This is a genomic window from Prauserella shujinwangii (assembly GCF_003001955.1).
Classification (GTDB): Bacteria; Actinomycetota; Actinomycetes; order Mycobacteriales; family Pseudonocardiaceae; genus Qaidamihabitans; species Qaidamihabitans shujinwangii.
Genome location: NZ_PVNH01000015.1, coordinates 14,097 through 31,206 on the forward strand (window position 1 = coordinate 14,097; position 17,110 = coordinate 31,206).

Annotated in this window: 18 protein-coding genes; 8 read left to right on the forward strand and 10 right to left on the reverse strand. The window is 73.6% G+C overall.

Annotation, left to right across the window (positions count from 1 at the left end; genetic code table 11):
- Positions 1 to 75: 75 nt before the first annotated feature.
- Positions 76 to 600, forward strand: coding sequence for a GNAT family N-acetyltransferase (locus tag B0I33_RS28875; protein ID WP_245901171.1), 525 nt, complete (start codon positions 76 to 78; stop codon positions 598 to 600).
- Between the two features lie 155 nt (positions 601 to 755).
- Here B0I33_RS28875 and B0I33_RS28880 read toward each other — a convergent pair whose 3' ends face one another.
- Genes B0I33_RS28880 through B0I33_RS28890 form a run of 3 tightly spaced genes read right to left on the reverse strand, consistent with a single transcriptional unit; the run spans position 756 to position 3,819 of the window.
- Entirely contained in the window at positions 756 to 1,091 is a 336-nt protein-coding gene (locus tag B0I33_RS28880; protein WP_106182516.1) for an AtuA-related protein, read from the reverse strand.
- Positions 1,092 to 1,096: 5 nt separating this feature from the next.
- Positions 1,097 to 2,440, reverse strand: a complete 1,344-nt coding sequence (locus B0I33_RS28885; protein WP_106182518.1) for an acyclic terpene utilization AtuA family protein — start codon at positions 2,438 to 2,440, stop codon at positions 1,097 to 1,099.
- Positions 2,437 to 3,819 carry a CitMHS family transporter gene (locus tag B0I33_RS28890; protein ID WP_245901173.1) on the reverse strand — a complete coding sequence of 461 codons (1,383 nt, stop codon included), beginning with the start codon at positions 3,817 to 3,819 and terminating at the stop codon, positions 2,437 to 2,439. The genes B0I33_RS28885 and B0I33_RS28890 overlap by 4 nt, the downstream gene beginning before the upstream one ends.
- A 120-nt stretch (positions 3,820 to 3,939) precedes the next feature.
- Between B0I33_RS28890 and B0I33_RS28895 the strand changes: the two genes are divergently transcribed.
- From B0I33_RS28895 to B0I33_RS28920, 6 genes are all read left to right on the forward strand, one after another.
- The gene (locus B0I33_RS28895; RefSeq protein ID WP_106182411.1) at positions 3,940 to 4,884 is read left to right on the forward strand and encodes a LysR family transcriptional regulator; all 945 of its coding nucleotides are present in this window, start codon (positions 3,940 to 3,942) and stop codon (positions 4,882 to 4,884) included.
- Positions 4,885 to 4,913: 29 nt separating this feature from the next.
- Positions 4,914 to 5,102, forward strand: a complete 189-nt coding sequence (locus B0I33_RS28900) for a hypothetical protein (RefSeq protein ID WP_106182413.1) — start codon at positions 4,914 to 4,916, stop codon at positions 5,100 to 5,102.
- Between the two features lie 36 nt (positions 5,103 to 5,138).
- On the forward strand, positions 5,139 to 5,720 hold the full coding sequence (locus B0I33_RS28905) for a GNAT family N-acetyltransferase (RefSeq protein WP_219927283.1): 582 nt from the start codon (positions 5,139 to 5,141) through the stop codon (positions 5,718 to 5,720).
- A 70-nt stretch (positions 5,721 to 5,790) separates the two neighbouring features.
- Positions 5,791 to 6,474 (forward strand): hypothetical protein, encoded by a 684-nt coding sequence (locus tag B0I33_RS28910; protein ID WP_106182415.1) that lies wholly within the window; start codon positions 5,791 to 5,793, stop codon positions 6,472 to 6,474.
- 86 nt (positions 6,475 to 6,560) lie between these two features.
- Positions 6,561 to 7,466, forward strand: coding sequence for an ABC transporter ATP-binding protein (locus B0I33_RS28915; protein WP_106182416.1), 906 nt, complete (start codon positions 6,561 to 6,563; stop codon positions 7,464 to 7,466).
- Positions 7,456 to 8,280: an ABC transporter permease subunit gene (locus tag B0I33_RS28920; RefSeq protein ID WP_106182418.1), complete on the forward strand. Its 825-nt coding sequence runs from the start codon at positions 7,456 to 7,458 to the stop codon at positions 8,278 to 8,280. The genes B0I33_RS28915 and B0I33_RS28920 overlap by 11 nt, the downstream gene beginning before the upstream one ends.
- A gap of 87 nt (positions 8,281 to 8,367) precedes the next feature.
- On the opposite strand, the gene B0I33_RS28925 is transcribed toward B0I33_RS28920, so the two are convergent.
- From B0I33_RS28925 to B0I33_RS28940, 4 genes are all read right to left on the reverse strand, one after another.
- Positions 8,368 to 8,904 carry a hypothetical protein gene (locus tag B0I33_RS28925; RefSeq protein ID WP_245901174.1) on the reverse strand — a complete coding sequence of 179 codons (537 nt, stop codon included), beginning with the start codon at positions 8,902 to 8,904 and terminating at the stop codon, positions 8,368 to 8,370.
- Positions 8,905 to 9,301: 397 nt separating this feature from the next.
- Positions 9,302 to 10,774, reverse strand: a complete 1,473-nt coding sequence (locus tag B0I33_RS28930; RefSeq protein WP_106182420.1) for a helix-turn-helix domain-containing protein — start codon at positions 10,772 to 10,774, stop codon at positions 9,302 to 9,304.
- Positions 10,775 to 10,944: 170 nt separating this feature from the next.
- The gene (locus tag B0I33_RS28935) at positions 10,945 to 12,210 is read right to left on the reverse strand and encodes a cytochrome P450 (RefSeq protein WP_106182422.1); all 1,266 of its coding nucleotides are present in this window, start codon (positions 12,208 to 12,210) and stop codon (positions 10,945 to 10,947) included.
- A complete protein-coding gene (locus B0I33_RS28940; protein ID WP_106182423.1) occupies positions 12,210 to 12,968 on the reverse strand; it encodes an alpha/beta fold hydrolase in 759 nt (252 codons plus the stop codon). The genes B0I33_RS28935 and B0I33_RS28940 overlap by 1 nt, the downstream gene beginning before the upstream one ends.
- Positions 12,969 to 13,024: 56 nt before the next feature.
- Between B0I33_RS28940 and B0I33_RS28945 the strand changes: the two genes are divergently transcribed.
- Positions 13,025 to 13,720 carry an IclR family transcriptional regulator gene (locus B0I33_RS28945; protein ID WP_106182425.1) on the forward strand — a complete coding sequence of 232 codons (696 nt, stop codon included), beginning with the start codon at positions 13,025 to 13,027 and terminating at the stop codon, positions 13,718 to 13,720.
- A gap of 18 nt (positions 13,721 to 13,738) precedes the next feature.
- Here the strand turns inward: B0I33_RS28945 and B0I33_RS28950 are convergent, their stop codons facing one another.
- The 3 genes from B0I33_RS28950 to B0I33_RS28960 all read right to left on the reverse strand — a co-directional run bounded on the left by B0I33_RS28950 (position 13,739) and on the right by B0I33_RS28960 (position 16,661).
- Positions 13,739 to 14,677: a glycine betaine ABC transporter substrate-binding protein gene (locus B0I33_RS28950; RefSeq protein ID WP_106182427.1), complete on the reverse strand. Its 939-nt coding sequence runs from the start codon at positions 14,675 to 14,677 to the stop codon at positions 13,739 to 13,741.
- Between the two features lie 69 nt (positions 14,678 to 14,746).
- Entirely contained in the window at positions 14,747 to 15,601 is an 855-nt protein-coding gene (locus B0I33_RS28955) for an ABC transporter permease (protein ID WP_106182429.1), read from the reverse strand.
- The gene (locus B0I33_RS28960) at positions 15,594 to 16,661 is read right to left on the reverse strand and encodes a quaternary amine ABC transporter ATP-binding protein (RefSeq protein WP_219927284.1); all 1,068 of its coding nucleotides are present in this window, start codon (positions 16,659 to 16,661) and stop codon (positions 15,594 to 15,596) included. The genes B0I33_RS28955 and B0I33_RS28960 overlap by 8 nt, the downstream gene beginning before the upstream one ends.
- Between the last annotated feature and the right edge of the window lie 449 nt (positions 16,662 to 17,110).

Sequence of the window (17,110 nt, forward strand, 5' to 3'; positions counted from 1 at the left end):
ATGTATCCCAGCCCGGAACTATCGGCCATAAATAGCACGATCGATCGGTTTTTTCCACGGGCACAGCCGCCCTCCGTGGTCGTGCGCGTACTGGAACCCGCCGATGTGCCGCTCGTCGACGCGATGTCGGACGCGCTCACCCCGAACTCCCTCTACCTGCGGTTCTTCGCCGGCACTCCCCGGATTCCCACCGCGCTGCTGCGCCAGCTCGCGGCGCTCGACCACGACACCCGTGAGGCGGTGCTCGCGGTCGCCGACGGGAAGGCCGTCGGGATGGCGCAGTACGTCCGCGACCCCGACGGCACCGCGAGCGCGGAGATCGCCGTGCTCGTCGCGGACGCCTGGCAGCGGCAGGGCATCGCCACGGCGCTGGTCAGCCACCTCACCGAACTCGCCGTCGCCCGCGGCATCACCCGGTTCGACGCGGCCGTGCTCCCGGAGAACGAAGCGGCCCACCTGGGGATCGCCCGCCGGTGGCCGGGAGCACTGGGCACCGCGACGGAGGACGGGATCGACTACCGTCTCCCGGTCGCCGCCCGGCGACCCCCGCGCGAGTCCCCCGCTCAGGCTCGCGAGTGCCGCGTTCGGATCGCGGAGTGACCCCTTCCCGGACCCGCCGCCGGTGGTGGTGCCACCGCAGCTCGGTGACCTTGGCGGCGGCCCGGTCCCTCCCTTCCGTGCCGATGTGTGGTGCTGGGGGCGGCACGACGACGGTGAGCCGGACGAGGTCGCCTGACGCCGAGCCGTATAGGTCGTTATACATCCGGCTGGGGAGAGCCGTCCCCGGCGGCCAGCTCCAGGGTCAGCAGGAAGTAGCTCAACGTCTTGCCGTGCCCGTCCAGTACCGGCGAGGCCGTGACACCGCCGCCGAGCACACCGGGCACCCGGAACACGAAGCCCGGCAGCCGCGGCAACACGTGCCTGCGCACCTCGCCCGCCACCGCGGGACCGAAATGCGCCCGCACCACCTCCGCCGTCAGGCACCGTTCCAGCACCGCGAACGCCGCCCGGCCCCGGGGCAGCACGGCGAGGATCAGCGTGCCGCCCTTGTCCCCCGCCCGCACGTCCGCGAGATCGTCCAGCCGCACCATCGAGCTCACCGCCCCAGCACCCGCACCGCGCCGCGGACCTCCTCCCGCGGCAGCACGCACGACCGCACGCTGACGAACTCCCGTGCGTCGGTCCGGGCACCACCGCCTCCGGCGGGACCGTTGGTGTACAACGACTCCACCTCCCAGCCGACCGCGCGGGCGGCCTCGGCCGAGGCGGCCCGCGCGGTCACCCGCAGCCGCACCTCCGCCGGGTCCGGCACCGGACACAGCCCGCGGAACGCACCGGCCGCGCCGACGTACTCGACGTCGACCGCCTCCTCCGCCAGTCCGTGGACACCCACCAGGCGCTCCCGGACCACGTCCGCGGCCAGCCGTGCCCGGTCGAGGCAACGCGGCCCCGCGTAGCCGATCTCCCCCTCCCCCAGCCAGCCGCCCCGGAACCCGAGCGTCACCTTCAGCTCGCCGGGGCGGGCCCGCCCGCGCGCTCCCCGCGCGCGGACCGTGTCGGGACCGAGCTGGTCGAACTCCACACCGGTGAAGTCGGCGACCACGTCCGGGGTGACATAGCCGGCTGGGTCGTCCAGTTCGTACAGCAACTGCTCGGCGCAGGTCCTGGTGTCGAGCACACCGCCAGTCCCGGCGAGCTTGCGCAGCACCGCCTCCGCCCCGACGTCGACGTCCGCGAACGGGAAGCCGAGCCACGCCAGCCCGGGCACCGGCTTCGTGCCGGGGTCGGCGAAGTACCCCCCGGTCAGCTGGCCCGCGCACTCCAGCAGGTGCCCGACCAGCGTCGCCCGCCCGAGCACGTCGACGTCGCGAGCACTCCACCCGAACCGGTGCCACAGCGGGCCGACGTACAGCGACGGGTCGGCCACCCGCCCGGTGACGACCACGTCCGCGCCGAGGTCCAGCGCCTCCACGACGGGTTCGGCGCCGAGGTAGGCGTTGGCCGAGATCAGCTCCTCCGGGCACGCGGAAACCCGCAGCCCGGTCTCCCACACCACCGGGTCGCGCTCGCGGACCGCGGCGAGCGCGTCGTCCCCGGTGACCACGGCCACCCGTGTGGCCGCCGCACCGACCTCGTCCGCGACGCGGACCGCGAGCGCACCCGCCGCCTCCGGGTTGGCGGCGCCCGCGTTGGTGACCACCACCGTGCCGGAGCGGGCACAGTGCGGCAGCACCGCGCGCAGCCGGGTACCCCACAGCGGGTCGTGCCCCTGTCGCGGGTCCCGCAGCCGCCGGGTCTGCCCGGCCGCCACCGTCCGCTCCCCGAGACACTCGAACACGAGGTAGTCGAGCTCCCCCCGGCGGGCCAGGTCCACGGCCGGATCCAGCCGGTCCCCCGCGAACCCCGCTCCGGCACCGAGCCGCACCGTGCGGGCGCTCATGCCGCCCACAGCGGAACCGCACCGGTGGCCAGCGCGACCGCCAGCATCACCACACCGGTGAGCCACGCCCAGCCGAGCAGGTGCCGGATGTGCCTGCCGATCTCGACCCCGCTGAGCCCGACCAGCAGGAAGAACGACCCGGTCAGCGGGCTGATCGGGAACCCGACCGTCTCCTCGCCGAGGAGGGACGCCTGGGCGATCGCGACCCCGCTGACGCCGAACTGCTCGCCCACGCCGATGAGTACCGGGAGCACTCCGAAGTAGTACGCGTCCGGACCGAACAGCAGGCTCAGCGGCACCGCGACCAGTCCAGCCAGCACCGGCAACGCGGGCGCGGCGCCCCCGGGGACCAGCGCCGCCGCGCTCCGCGCCATCGCCTCGATCATGCCGGTGCCCTCGAGAATCCCCAGGAAGACACCCGCCGCCAGCAACGTGGTCGCCATCAGCATGGCGCCCCGCGCGTGCGCCTCGATCCGCGCCGTCTGCCGCTTCAGCCCCGGGTAGTTCACGACCAGCGCCACCACCACGGCGGCGAGGAACAACAGCTCCGGGGGCGCCACGGCGGCCACCAGGCCGGCGACCACGGCGCCGGTGAGCACGACGTTGAACCAGAGCAGGCGCGGCCTGCGCAGCTCCTCCTCGGCAGCGTCCGCGGGCCCGTCCGCACCGGCCGCGGGCGGGCCCGCCGCACCGCCGGGCACCCCGGCACCACCGGTCGGCACGGTGCCGTCACCACCGGCGCCCACGGCCACCCCGTCGCGCGCGGCGACGGGGTGGCCGATCCGGCGGCTCTCCCTGCGGCCCAGGAACCACGCGATCGCCAGCGCGGCCACGATCCCGGCCACCTGCGCCGGGATCAACGGCACCCACAGATCGTTCACCGGAACGCCGGTGGTCGTGGCGGCCCTGGCGGTGGGCCCTCCCCACGGCAGCAGGTTCATCACGCCCGCACCCAGCCCGACACAGGTGGCCAGCACGAGCCTGCGCATGCCGAGCCGGTCGAAGACGGGCAGCATCGCCGGGATCGTGATCAGGAACGTCGTCGCCCCCGCCCCGTCGAGGTGGGCGGCGGCCGCCAGCGCCGTGGTGGCCACGCACACCGTGGCGGGTGCGCTGCCCGCGAAACCGACGATCCGCTCGATGACCGGATCGAACATGCCCGCGTCCCGCATCACTCCGAAGTAGACGATGGCGAAGACGAACATCGCGGTGACCCCGGCGACGTCGCCGATCCCCGACTCGACGAACTCGCCGATCTCCGCGGGGGCGAACCCGGCGACGAGGCCGGTGACCACCGGGACGCCCGCGAGCGCGACCACGGCGGCCACCCGGTTCGTCAGCAGCAGTACCAGGATCGCACCGACGGTCAGAAACCCCATGAGCGACAACATTGTCCGGGACCTCTCACGAGACGACAGGAAACGGCTCGCGCCGTGCGTGGAAGTGTGCTGGCCCCCGGCCATGGCGTCCAACATTGATCGGACATAGATTGATGCGTCATGAGCATAGATCTGTCGATCCGCCAGCTCCGGGTCGTGGTCGCGGTCGCCGACGCGGGCGGGTACACGGCGGCCGCACGCGACCTCCACCTCGCGCAGTCGTCGCTGAGCCGGGCCGTGCTCGACGTCGAACGCCGCGTTGGCGTCCAGCTGTTCGAGCGCACCACCCGGCAGGTGCGGCCGACACCGGACGGCGCGGAGTTCCTCGCCATCGCGCGGCGGCTGCTCGGCGAGTTCGACGCCGCCCTCAACCACTTCCACGGCTACCTGGCGGGCACGAGGGGTTCGGTGTCCGTCGCGGCGTTGCCCTCGCTCGCGGCGAGCATGCTCCCGCCCGCACTCGCCGCGTTCCGCCGCGACCGGCCGGATGTCTCGATCACCGTCCACGACGGACTGTCCGCCGAGGTGCTAGACCACGTGCGTTCCGGTGTGGTCGACATGGCCGTGACCGTCGCGCACACGGTGCCGCGCGCCCTGCGCGCCGAACCGGTCGCGGTCGACGCCTTCGTCTGCGTGTTCCCACCGGAGCACCGGTTCGCGCGCCGGGAGCGGGTTCGATGGCGCGATCTCCGCGGCGAACCGTTCGTGGCGTTCGACCACAACACCAGCATCCGGTCCTCAGTGGAACGTGCGCTGACCGAGCAGGGGGTCGAGCTCGGGCCCGTGACGGAGGCCCGCAACGTCGGCGCCGTCGCCGGGCTGACCGCGGCCGGGCTCGGTGTGTCCATGGTGCCCGCTCTCGTGCTGCCGATGATGGGCTTCGCCGGCCTGCGCTCACGTCCGGCGGCGGAACCGGCCGTGGAACGGGACATCCGGCTCGTCCACGACCCGAGGCGCCCGCTCTCCCGCACCGCCCGCGCGCTCATGACGCTGCTCGGCCAGGCCGCCGCGCAGGGGCTCGGCCTGCCCGACGGCGCCCGGTGGGTGCCCACCCGGCCGGGATAGGCAGCGGGCACTCCGGGTACCCGGCGACCATGACGACCTCCGAACCGTTCGAACCGAACCTGCACCCCGACCGCGACCCGATCCCGGCGGCCGACCCCGGCCGCGGCGCGCCCGACACCGCACCCGGTTTCGGCGCCGAGGGCGACGAACCGGAGGACGATCCCCGGCGCACGCCGCCCGGCGAGGACGGCGACCGGGACGACCCGCCCGCCGGCTGAGGGCGGCGCACGCGACCCGCCCGGCATCATGGGCCGATGACCATCGCCCCGCGCGTCCCCCGGCTCACCTCCGCCCGGTTCGTGCTCCGTGAATGGACCTACGCCGACGTGCCCACCGTCCGCGAGGCAGGGCGCGACCCCTACATCCCGCTCATCACGACCGTGCCGGGCAACGGCGACGACGAGGAATGCCGGGCGTTCGTCGAGCGCCAGTGGCGGCGGGCCGCGGAAGGCTCCGGGTACTCCTTCGCCGCCGCGGAATGGGGCCCCGGCCGCGCCATCGGCCACGTCAGCGTGTCGCTGCGGGACGCGGACCAGGGCCGCGCCTCGCTCGGCTACTGGCTGCTCGCGGGCGGTCGCGGCCGGGGCGCCGCCGCCGAGCTCCTGCGCACCGTGGCGGACTGGACACTGACCGAACTCGGCCTGCCGCGTCTCGAGCTCCACATCGAACCGTGGAACCGAGCGTCGATCCGCACCGGCGAGCGCGCCGGGTTCGTCCGGGAGGGGCTGCTGCGCCGTTGGCGCGAGATCGGCGGCGAGCGGCGCGACCTGTATCTGTACTCCCGGCTCGACACCGACCCGTTTCCCCCGGCTCACCCGGAAGGGCAACCGCGGTAACGGCGCGGCGGTGCGGGCGATGGTGAGGGCATCGCCCCCGCGATTCCCGCCGCTCCCGAAAGGCCCGCCCGTGTCCGTCCCCACCGCGGTACCCCCGCCCGCTCGCACCGTCGCCCCGCCCAGGTTCGGCGGGCTCGCCCGCGCCGCGGTACTGCTCGGCGTCGTCGGCCTCGCCGGCTCGGCAGTCCACTCGGTCAACCGGATCACCGTCCTCGCGGCGGTGGCGGGAATCCTCGCCGGGGCCGTCGCCCTGTTCGGTGGGCGCAGGGCGCTCGCCGCGATCGGCACGGCGTCCGGCGTGACCGGGGTCGTGCTCACCGTCGCGGTGCAGCTGTCCGGCTTCGACGCCGTCGACCGCGCACTCGACCGCATCAACTCCCGCGAGGTTCCGGCGGAGAGCGCGGTGGGCACCGTGCCCACCACGTATGTCCTCGGTGACACCCACCGCGGTGCGTCCCTCGACCTGACCGTCGCCAACCCGCGCACCCTGCCCACCGGGGCGCTCGCCTACGACGTGACCATCGCGAACAGGTCCGGCGAGGCGTTCCCCCTCGCGCTGCTCGACATCCGCGCCACCGTGGGCAGCACACCCGCCGCCCGGGACGCGGGCCTGCCCACGCCGTCTCCGCCGGAGCTGCCGCCGGGGCAGTCCGTCACGTTCGCGGTCGCCTTCACCGGCCCCGCGGAGGGCGAGGTGCTCCTGCAGCTCGGTTCGCCCCGGTCGGGCACCGTCTACTTCTCCCACATGCGCTGACCGGACGGCCTACGCACACCGGCGTACGCGCGAATGCCGTCGGCGAACCGACGCGGACCGGCAGGCCGGGCGCCCACGATGGGGGCATGACGACGAATCCCGTCGAGACCCACGGGCTCGGCAAGCGCTACGGAGGCACGGTCGCGGTCCGGGACCTCGATCTCACCGTGCGGCCCGGAGAGGTGTATGGCTTCCTCGGGCCCAACGGCGCGGGCAAGACGACCACCCTGCGCATGCTGCTCGGCCTCATCCGGCCCACCTCCGGCGGCGTCCGGCTGTTCGGGGCGCCACCGGGACCCGGCAGCCTGCGGCACGTCGGCGCGCTTGTCGAGGGCCCGGCCTTCTACCCGTATCTCTCGGGCCGCCGCAACCTCGCCGTGCTCGCCGACCACGCGGGGGTGCCCCGTTCCCGGGCCGGTACCGCGCTGGCTCGCGTGGGCCTGACCGGCCGCGCGGGCGACCGGTACTCCGGTTACTCGCTCGGTATGAAGCAACGCCTCGGGCTCGCCGCCGCCCTGCTCAAGGAGCCCCGGCTGCTCGTCCTCGACGAACCGACCAACGGCCTGGACCCGGCGGGCATGGCCGAGATGCGCCGGACGATCCGGGCCCTCGCCGATGGGGGCTGCACCGTCCTGCTGTCGAGCCACCTGCTCGCCGAGGTCGAGCAGATCTGTGACCGGGTGGGCGTGCTGCACGGTGGCAGGCTGGTCGCCGAATCCACTGTGGAGGAGCTACGGACCGGCGGTGCCCTCCGGGTGGTGGCCGGCCCGGAAGACCGGGCCAGGGACCGGGTCGTCGCGCTGCTCGGCGCGGAGCGGGTCCGCGCCGACGACGGTGGCGCGCTGCTCGTCGACGTCGAGCGCGACCAGGCTCCCCGGGTCAACGCCGAGCTGGTACGGGCCGGTGTCGACGTGCACGAGCTGTGCTGGAGCGAGCCGGACCTGGAGCGGAGGTTCCTCGAACTGACCGGAGGTGACCCGGATGTGGCGTGACGTGCGCGCGGAGCTCGCGAAGCAGGCCTACCGGCCGGCGAGCTGGCTCCTGCTGGCCATCGGCGTGGTGCTCAGCGCCACCTTCGCGCACGCGGTGCCGTACGCGGGCTACCGCGGCGCCGCGTCCGGGGCGCCCGGCGCGGGCCGGGGGCTCGCGGAGATGCTGCCCGCCCAGTTCGCGGGCAACGCGATCGCGGGCACGCCCGTCTTCGTCGGCGCGCTCGCGCTGATCTTCGGGGTTCTCGTGGCGGGCGGCGAGTACGGCTACGCGACGTGGAAGACCGTCCTCGTCCAGCAGCCGTCGCGGGCCACCGTCTACACCGCGAAGCTCGTCACGGTGGCGGTCGGCGCGCTGCTGCTGGTGCTGGCGCTGCTCGCGGTCAGCGCGGCCGCGAGCGCGGTGATCGCCGCGCTGGAGGACCAGCCTGGCGGCTGGCCGTCGGGCACCGCGGTCCTGCGCGGGGCGGGCGCGGGCTGGCTGGTCACCACGATGTGGGGCACGCTCGGGGTCCTCCTGGCGGTGGCCCTGCGCTCGGTGGCGTTGCCGGTCGGCCTGGGCCTGGTGTGGCTGCTCGCGGTGCAGAACCTGCTGGCCGCCATCGCGGCTCCGCTGCTGGACTGGGTCGCCGCACTCCAGAAGGGCCTGCCCGGCGCCAACGCGGGTTCGCTCGTGGCCGCGCTCGGCGCGCCCACCGGCACCCCCGGTGTGGCGCCGCTCGTCGGCGCCGGGCAGGCCGCGCTCGTCGTCGCCGGTTACCTGGCGGGCTTCGCCCTCCTCGCCGGGTGGTTACTGCGGGCACGGGACCTGGACTGACCCGGCCGTAGGGCTGTCTCATGCCGAGACGTATAGGTCGTTATACACCTGTCTGGGCGTGGCGACGTCGCGATCGCCGCCGGAAGGTCACCGAGCGGCCAGGTCCGCGGCCACCGCCGCCACGGCGGTGGCCGGATCGGGATCGGAGACCAGCGCCACCCCGTCGCAGACCACGGTGCAGGCGGCGGTCGCGGCGTTGAGCTGGCGTACGGACTCCCGCAGCGAAAGCCCGCGCCGCCGCGCGTCCCGCCAGACGGCGGGCAGCACCCAGGCGGTGTTGCGGGGATCGACGACCGTCAGCTCCACCTCCTCCGGGCCGAACCGCTCGCGCAGCGCGCGGTAGACGGCGCCCATCCGCTCCATCTCCGGCCGCGCGTGGGCGTACGGGTCGTCGCCGGTGTCGTGCAGCGCGCCCACGGCGTCCGCGCTGAGCCTGCCGCAACAGCCGGAACCTCCCATCTGCTGGTCCCACTCCCGGACCAGGAGCACCCGGTGCCGCGCCATGGCACTCACCTCCCCCGCCAGGATCCCACGGATCCGCGAGTCCGCCGTTCCAGAACGCGGATCCACGTCCGCCGCGTGCCGGACACCCGCCGCGAGCAGCGCGTTCGCCGCTACGGTCACCGCCGTCGCCGTACCGCCGGGAAGACGCCGCCGGTTCCCGATGATCGCGCCAGCACCGCGTCCAGCAGTGCCGCCTCGACCTGACCTCGCCACCCGCCCGGCCAGGACACCCACGGCGTCACACCGCACCCTTCGCCTCGGCCACGCTGCCCGGCACACGCCCGCCGTCCCATGCGGGGCGGGGGCACCGCGTTACACGATCGCGCAGCGGATCGTTACCGGCGCCCCGGCACGTTGTGCGTATCGGAACCTGGTGCGGGGTGGCGGCTCCTGCCAGAGTGAGGCGCGAGGGAGATCCACTGCGCCCTGCCCGGCGAACCTGTGCACGTGCTGTTCTTGGGGGTGAGCATGTTCGCCGGTCGGCTGGGCCAGGCGCTGACGATCCCGGCCTGCCCGTTCACTGCCCGGGTGGGCCGGGATCGGGTGCCCCGTCCCGCACCCGCAGCGCGAAGTACAGGTCGTACCGCACGGACGGCCCGTGCAGCAGCGAGCGGCGCAGCAGCGTCTCCGCGCGCACGAGCCGTTTGCGCACCGCGGGCACCGACACCCCGAGCTCGGCGGCAGCCGCGTCCAGCCGGGTGTTGTGCGCGAGCCAGGTGCGCACGGTCCCCAGCGTGCGCGGCCCGTCCTCGACCAGCGGCGCGAGCTGCCGCGCCGACCACTCGGCCGCGGCCGGGGTGCCGAGCAACGCGTCCAGCTCCGCGCGGCCGGCGCGTTCCTCCCCCGTCGCGTCCGCCGACAGGCGCAGCGCAAGATGCAGCGCCGCCTGCGTCGCCAGGTCGTGCACGTCCCGTCCCAGGATGCGCGCGACCCGTCCCAGGCGCGACGACAAGGTGTTGCGGTGGATCTTCAGCTGTGCCGCGGCCCGCCGGTGGAAGCTCAGCCACGAGTCCAGCGTGACCTCCAGCTCCGCGGCGGTGGGCTCCTTCGGCCGCGCGGGCACATGCTGCCGCAACGGCGCCAGCTGCGCGGCGGCCCACGCGTGCGCGGCCGGGCCGAGGACCGTCGCGAGGTCGTCGGCCGGGCTGAACTCGGCGTACCGCGCCGGGCCGCCGCGCGCGTGCGCCAGCGCGTGGAAGGCCTGCTCGTAGCCGTACCGCACGTTCCGCAGCACCACGGGTCCGCTCGCGCCGATCCGCGACCCGCCGCCGTCGGCGAGCTCGCGCAACGCCTCCCCCGCCCTGTCCGCGGCGGGCTCCGGCACGAGCGCGATGACGTGCCCCGGGTAGACGGGACAGCGCACGATCCACGCCGTCCCCGCCGTCAGCTCCGCGATGCCGGTGGCGAGCCGTTCCCGCGCGGCCGCGGCACTCTCGGCGACGAACACCCGCAACGTCGCGGGCAGGCGCGGACCGAGCGCGGCGGCGACCCGGTTCGCGGCGTCCCGCTCCCCCAGCATGAGCAGGTGCAGCACCGCCTCCCGCACGGCCACGTCCGCCCGGTCGACGCGCGCCCGGTCGCGCCGCGCGGCGTCCACCGCCCACCGCAGGGCGAGCAGCCGGGCTGCGTCGGCGACGACGCCGGACGCGGCCGCGAGGTCGTCCGCACCGGCCATCACGAGCAGCACCGGGCCTCCGGGGCCGTCGCTGATCGACATCGCGGACACCGTCGACCCACCGTGCCGGACGGTCGCCGAGCGGACCCGGCCCGTACGGATCCGCTCGATGTCCGCGGCGGCGGCCGGGAGCACGTCGGCCGGCAGGCGGGGATGCGCGTAGACGGGGGACCCGCCGCCGTCGAGGACCGCGGCCCGGCCGTTCACCTCGCGGGCGACCCGGCGGACGAGCCTGCGCAACCCGTCCTCGCGCGCGGCGTCGGCGTGCATGCGGCGGAGCACGTCGGTCTTCAGCCGCGAATCGGTCACCTCCATGGGACGCCGACAGTAGCGGACACGCGCTCCGGCTCCACGCCCGGATGCCGTGCCGAGCGGGGAAACGACGCGCCCGGCACGCGCGCCGCGCCGCTCGCACCCGGAACGGGGACTTCGCCGCCGTGAGCGCGGCACTCGCGCACCTGAGCGGGGGACTCGCGAGGGTGTCCTCAGTGGACTCTCTGGCGGTCCCAGGACAGCGGCAGGTGGGTGATGCCGTTGATGAAGTTGGACGTGAGCCGGGTGGGAGGTGCGGCGAGCCGGACCTCGGGCAGCCGGTCGAGCAACTCGGTGAAGAAGATCCGCAGCTGCATCCGGGCGAACTGGGCGCCGAGGCACAGGTGCGGGCCCTGACCGAAGGCGAGGTGGTCGTTGGGCGTGCGGGTGAGGTCGAACCGGTGCGGTTCGGGGAAGGCGCGCTCGTCGTAGTGCGCCGACACGTGGTAGACCACCACCTTGTCGCCGCGCCGGATGCGCTGTCCGCGCAGTTCGACGTCCCGCGTCGCGGTGCGGCGGAAGCTCAGCACGGGCGGGTGCCAGCGCAGCATCTCCTCGACGGCGGCGGGCAGCAGCGACCGGTCGGCGCGCAGCCTGCGGTACTCCCCCGGATGCTCGGCGAGCGCGAGCACGCCCCCGGGCAGCGCGCTGCGCACCGTGTCGTTGCCCGCGATCACCATGAGGAAGAAGAACATCTCGAGCTCGGCCTCGTCCAGCGAACGACCGTCCACTTCGGCCTGGACGAGCGCGGTCATCAGGTCGTCCCCTGGCTCCGCCCGCTTGCGAGCGGCGAGCCGCTGCGCGTAGTCGAACATGTCGCGCAGCATCGCGGGCGAACGCGGGTTGACGGGCTTGCCGTCGGGGCCGCGCACCACCTCGGCGTGCTCGGGGTCCTGGTAGCCGATGACGCGGTTGGTCCAGTGCAGCAGCAGCTGCCGGTCCTCGGCGGGCACGCCGATCAGGTCGGCGAGGTTGGCCAGCGGGAAGTCGTCGGTGACCTCCACCGGCAGGTCACACTCGCCGCGTGGCGCGACGGCGTCCAGCAGCGCCCGCGCCCGGCGCGCGATCCGTTCCGCCGAGCGTTCCAGCCTGCGCCGGGTGAACACCGCGGACACCAGCCTGCGCAGCCGCTGGTGCTCCGGCGGGTCCATGTTGAGGATCATGCGCCGGATGAAGTCCAGGTCGCCGGGCTCGGGATCGCGGATCTGGGTGGCGCCGAGCCACGACGAGTACACCTCGGGAGCGCGCAGGACGTGCCGGACGTCCTCGTACCGCGTGACGGCCCAGTAGCCGGGACCCGCGGGCCAGTCGAGGACCTCGTGTTCCTCCTGCCACGCGACCGGGGCGGTGTCGCGCAGCCGCCGGAACGCCTCGTGCGGGATGCCCTGGGCGAACACCCTCGGGTCGAAGACGTCCGGCACGTCGGGCGGCGCGGTCATCAGTGCGCCCCGAGGAAGCCCTCGACGGCCGTCGCGAGTGCCACCGGTGTCTCGTCCATCGCGTAGTGTCCCGCGTTGCCGAACACCTCGACCTCGCAGTTCGGATACCACGCGGCGAACGTGGCGCGCAGGGTCTCCGCCCCCAGGGCCGGGTCGTGCTCGCCCGCGATCACCTTCACCGGCACGGGACTCCCCTCGATCTCGGCGTGGAAGTCGGTGCGCGCCCAGGCGGGCAGGTACTCGGCGAACGCCCTCCGGTCGGAGTTCTCCAGCGAGTGCCGCACCATCGCGTCGAGCCAGACGCCGGAGAGGCGGTTGCCGGTCGTGAGGTCGATGATCGCCCTGCGGTTGCCGGGGTCCTCGGCGGCGCCGGCGAACAGGGCCCAGCCGTCGTCGTCGAACGGCACGCCGCTCGCCGGGACCGGGGAGACACCGACCAGGGCCCGCACCCGGTCCGGGGCGTCGGCGAGCACCCGCTGCATCACGCTGCCGCCCATCGAGTGCCCCACCAGGGAGAAGCGGTCGAAGCCCAGCCGGTCGGCGAGCGCCAGCACGTCGGCCGCGGCCTCCGCGATCGTGTGCTCGCCCGGCTCGTCCCGCCGGGCGCCATAGCCGCGGTAGTCCGGGAAGACGTAGCTGAACCGGTCGCCGTCGAGGTGGGGCCACAGCGGCCGCCACGCCGCCCCGGAGCCGAACCACCCGTGCAGGGCAAGCACGGGATGCTCGCCGTCGCCGACCCGCAGGACTTCCTCGGCCACCGGACCTCCTAGTGCTATATTCGCTCTTCCAGTGCTTTTTTCGCACACGTGAGGTGATGGTGAAACAGCCCACACCGGGTGTCAACACCACGGGCACGGCGTACTCGCAGACGCTCGGCAGGGGGCTGCGGGTGCTGGAGCTGCTGCGCGCCCACCCGGACGGACTCGGGGTGCACGCGGTGGCGGAACGGCTGGACCTGCACCGCACGGTCGTCTACCGGCTGCTCGGGACGCTGCGCGCGCACGGGCTGGTCATGCAGGGCGAGGGCGGGCGGTACCGGCTGGGCGCGGGCCTGCTGGCCCTGGCCGGCGGCGTGCGTGCCGACCTCCGCGCGGCGGCCGAGCCGCGGCTCGGCGCGCTCGCCGAGAAGGTGGGGGCCACCGCCTTCCTCACCCTGGCCGAGGGGGACGAGGCGGTCAACGCCTGCGCGGTGGAACCCCGGCACGCCCGGTTGCACGTGGGCTACCGGGTGGGCGTGCGGCACGCGCTCACGGTGAGCGCGGCCGGGCTCGCCATCCTCGCGGCCCGTCCCCCGGTAGCCGGTGAACGGGCGGCGGTCACCCGGGCCAGGGCCCGCGGCTACGCGGTCACGTCGGGCGAGCTCGAACCGGGCGCCTGGGGGCTCGCCGCCCCGCTGCCCGCGGCGGGAGTGGCGGCCAGTGTCGGCGTGGTCGCGCTCACCGAGCTGGCCGAGGCCGGCGTGGCGCGCGCCGTGCTGGACACGGCGCGCGCCATCGCCACCGACCTGTGAGACCGGCCGGGCCGGGAGTTACTGCTGGCCCGACTTGACCGAGTCGATGAAGTCGGGGTTGTCCTGCAGCCACTGCTCGACCGACTCGGCGTTCTTCTCGCCGTCGTTCTCGAAGAACATGATCTTCTCGAGCGAGCTCAGCTGCTCGTCGGTCATCGTGAAGTTCTTGATCCACTGGGCGGCCTCGGGGAAGTCCTCCGAGAAGCCCTGCCGCGCGAAGGCGTGGATCTCCTCCGGGTCACCGAGCGCGTTCTTCGGGTCCTCCAGGTCCCGGATGGGGAACGCGTCGTAGGCCCAGTGCGGCCGCCACAGCGTGACCACGACGTTCTCGCCGCGGTCGATCGCACCCTGCAGCTCGGCCAGCATGGCCGGGGTGGACGACTCGACGAGCTTCATGTTGTCCAGCCCGTACTGCGGGATCACCTGTTCCTTGGTGATCCGGGTGAGGCCGGCGCCCGGCTCGATGCCGACGATCTGGCCGCCGAACTCGTCGGCGTGCTCGCCGAGCTCCTCCAGCGACTGGATCGGGGCGTCCTCGTTGACCGCGATGGTCAGCGGCGCGTTGTCGTACCAGACGCCGAGGTCCTCGATGCTGTCCTTGTGCTCGGCCCAGTAGTCCTCGTGCGTGGCGGGCAGCCACGCGTCGAACGACACGTCGAACTGGCCCTGCGCCACCCCGGCGTAGACGGGGCCGGGGTCGGCCGTCTCGTAGCTGACGTTGGCACCCGCGTCCTCGAGGATGTGACCCCACAGGTACGAGGCCGCGATGCCCTCTTCCCAGCCGCTGAACACGCCGATCGTGACGTCCTTGCCCTGCAGCGGGCTCTCGCCGCCACCCTGGCCCTGGCCGCCGTCGTCACCCGCGTCGCCACCGCCGCCGCAGGCCGCGAGCACCAGTGCGCTGGCGGCGGCTCCGGCGATCAGGCGCGCGGACCTTCCGAACTTGCTGATTCGCATGTCATCTCTCCTTGGGCGTCCGAGACGGGACTGCGCGACACCCGCGTCGGTGACTTTCGATAGTGGCGTTCACGCGACCTTCTCCAGGCGCGCGACCGCCGACCGCGACCCGAGTGCCGCGGTCACCCTGTCCAGGTAGATCGCGAGGATCACCACGGACAGTCCGGCCTCGACACCGAGGCCGACGTCTAGCTGCGAGATGGACGAGATCACCTGCTGTCCCAGGCCCGGCGCGCCGACGAACCCGGCGAGCACGACCATCGACAGCGACAGCATGATGACCTGGTTGACGCCCGCCATGATGGTCTGCAGCGCGAGCGGGAGCTGGATGTCGCGCAGGATGCTGCGCGGCGTGCTGCCGAAGGCGTGCCCGGCCTCGACCACCTCCGCGTCCACCTGCCGGATGCCGAGCTCGGTCAGCCGGATGCCCGGGGGCATCGCGAACACGACGGTGGCGACCATGCCCGCCTGTGGCCCCACGCCGATGAGCACCACCCCGGGGATCAGGTAGACCAGCGGCGGCATCGTCTGCATGAAGTCGAGCACCGGCCGCACGATGTTGCTGACCAGCCGGGACCTGGCCGCGAGAATGCCGATGGGGATGGCCAGTATCACCGCGACGAGCACCGTGATGATCACCAGCGCGAGCGTCTGCATCGCGTTCTCCCACTGGTCGATCAGCACGATCAGGGCCAGTGAGGCCGCACCGCCGACGCCGAGCCGCCAGCCGCGCGCGAGCCACGCGAGCGCGCCGAGCAACGCGACCATGGCCCACGACGGCGGGAGCACCAGCAGATCCGCCAGCTCGTCGAACGACCACCGCAGGAAGTCCCGCAGCACGTCGAACACCGGCTGGAACGTGTCGAGCAACCAGGCGACGAACTCGTCGACCCAGTCCCCGAGCGGAATGCGCCATTCAGCCACGGCTGACCTCCCCCTCTCCGGCCCGGACTCCGTTCGCGGCCCCGTCGGCCGTCATCGCGGCGAGCAGCGACTCGCGGTGGATCACCCCGACCATCCGGCCGTCATCCACCACGGCGACCGGCAGCGCGCTGCCCAGCGCGGGCCCGAAGACGTCCGCGAGGAGGGTGCCGGGCGCCACGGTCGGCTGACCCGCCTCCGGGCTCCCGCCCGCGGCGGGCTCCATGACCGTCGCCGCGGTGAGCACGCGGGCCCGGTCCACGTCCTGGACGAACTGGGCGACGTAGTCGTTGGCCGGTGCGCGCAGGATGCCTTCGGCGGTGTCGATCTGCACGATCCGCCCCGCGCGCATCATCGCGATCCGGTCGCCGAGCCGCATCGCCTCGTTCAGGTCGTGCGTGATGAATACGATGGTCTTGCCGAGCCGTTGCTGCAGCTCCAGCAGCTGATCCTGCATCTCCCGACGGATCAGGGGGTCGAGTGCGGAGAACGCCTCGTCCATCAGCATGATGTCGGTCTCCGCGGCGAGCGCGCGGGCCAGCCCGACCCGCTGCCGCATCCCGCCGGAGAGCTGGCTGGGCAGCCGGTCCTCCCAGCCGTCGAGCCCGACCATCTCCAGGGCGGCGCGGGCCCGTTCGGCGCGCTCGCCCTTCTCCACACCGCGCACCTTCAGCGGGTACGCCGCGTTCTCGAGCACTGTCCGATGAGGCAGGAGCGCGAAATGCTGGAACACCATGCTCATCTGGTCCCGGCGCAGCGCGCGCAGTGCGGCCGCGTCCAGCGCGGCCACATCGTCGCCACCGACGTAGACGTGCCCCGCGGTGGCGGGCAGCAGCCCGTTGAGCATGCGGATGAGGGTGGACTTGCCCGAGCCGGACAGTCCCATCACCACGAAGATCTCGCCCGGTCTCACCTCGAAGGTCGCGTCGATGACGGCCGGCGTCACTCCGAGACGCACCACGTCCTCCCGCGCGGCGCCGTCCCGCAGCCGGTTCAGCGCCTCGTTCGCTCGCCGGCCAAAGACCTTGTAGAGCCCTTCCGTCCGTATCGCGGCCACGATCACCTTTCACTCGGGGCAAAGGGAACGGGACGGCCCCGGCACGCGCCCTCACGCAGCGTGCCCATCGCACCACGGTCAGCACGACGGCCAGGGACCAGTCGAACACGCCCTTTCGTCGTTCCCCAGGAACCTACTCGCTCCGTGGTCCGTTTTTCGACCGAGGCCGGGCAATCGAGCCACGCGGATCGATCAATCGAGACCTGCTCGTGACACTCTGCGATCAACCCTGGCCGGATTACTCCGTTTGCCACGCTCCACTGATCCGGACGGACTGAGACCGGCCTCACGGACGCACACCGGGCGTGTCGGAACCCGGTGCGTGACCCCGCGACCGTTCGGCACCGTGCGGTCACCGTCGGCGACCGTGCGGGTGTGCGGGCGTGCGGGCGATTCCGTGGTGTCCGAAGTGGAGTCGGTGCGGCCGGAACAGCCGGGGACGACTCGCTCAGCGG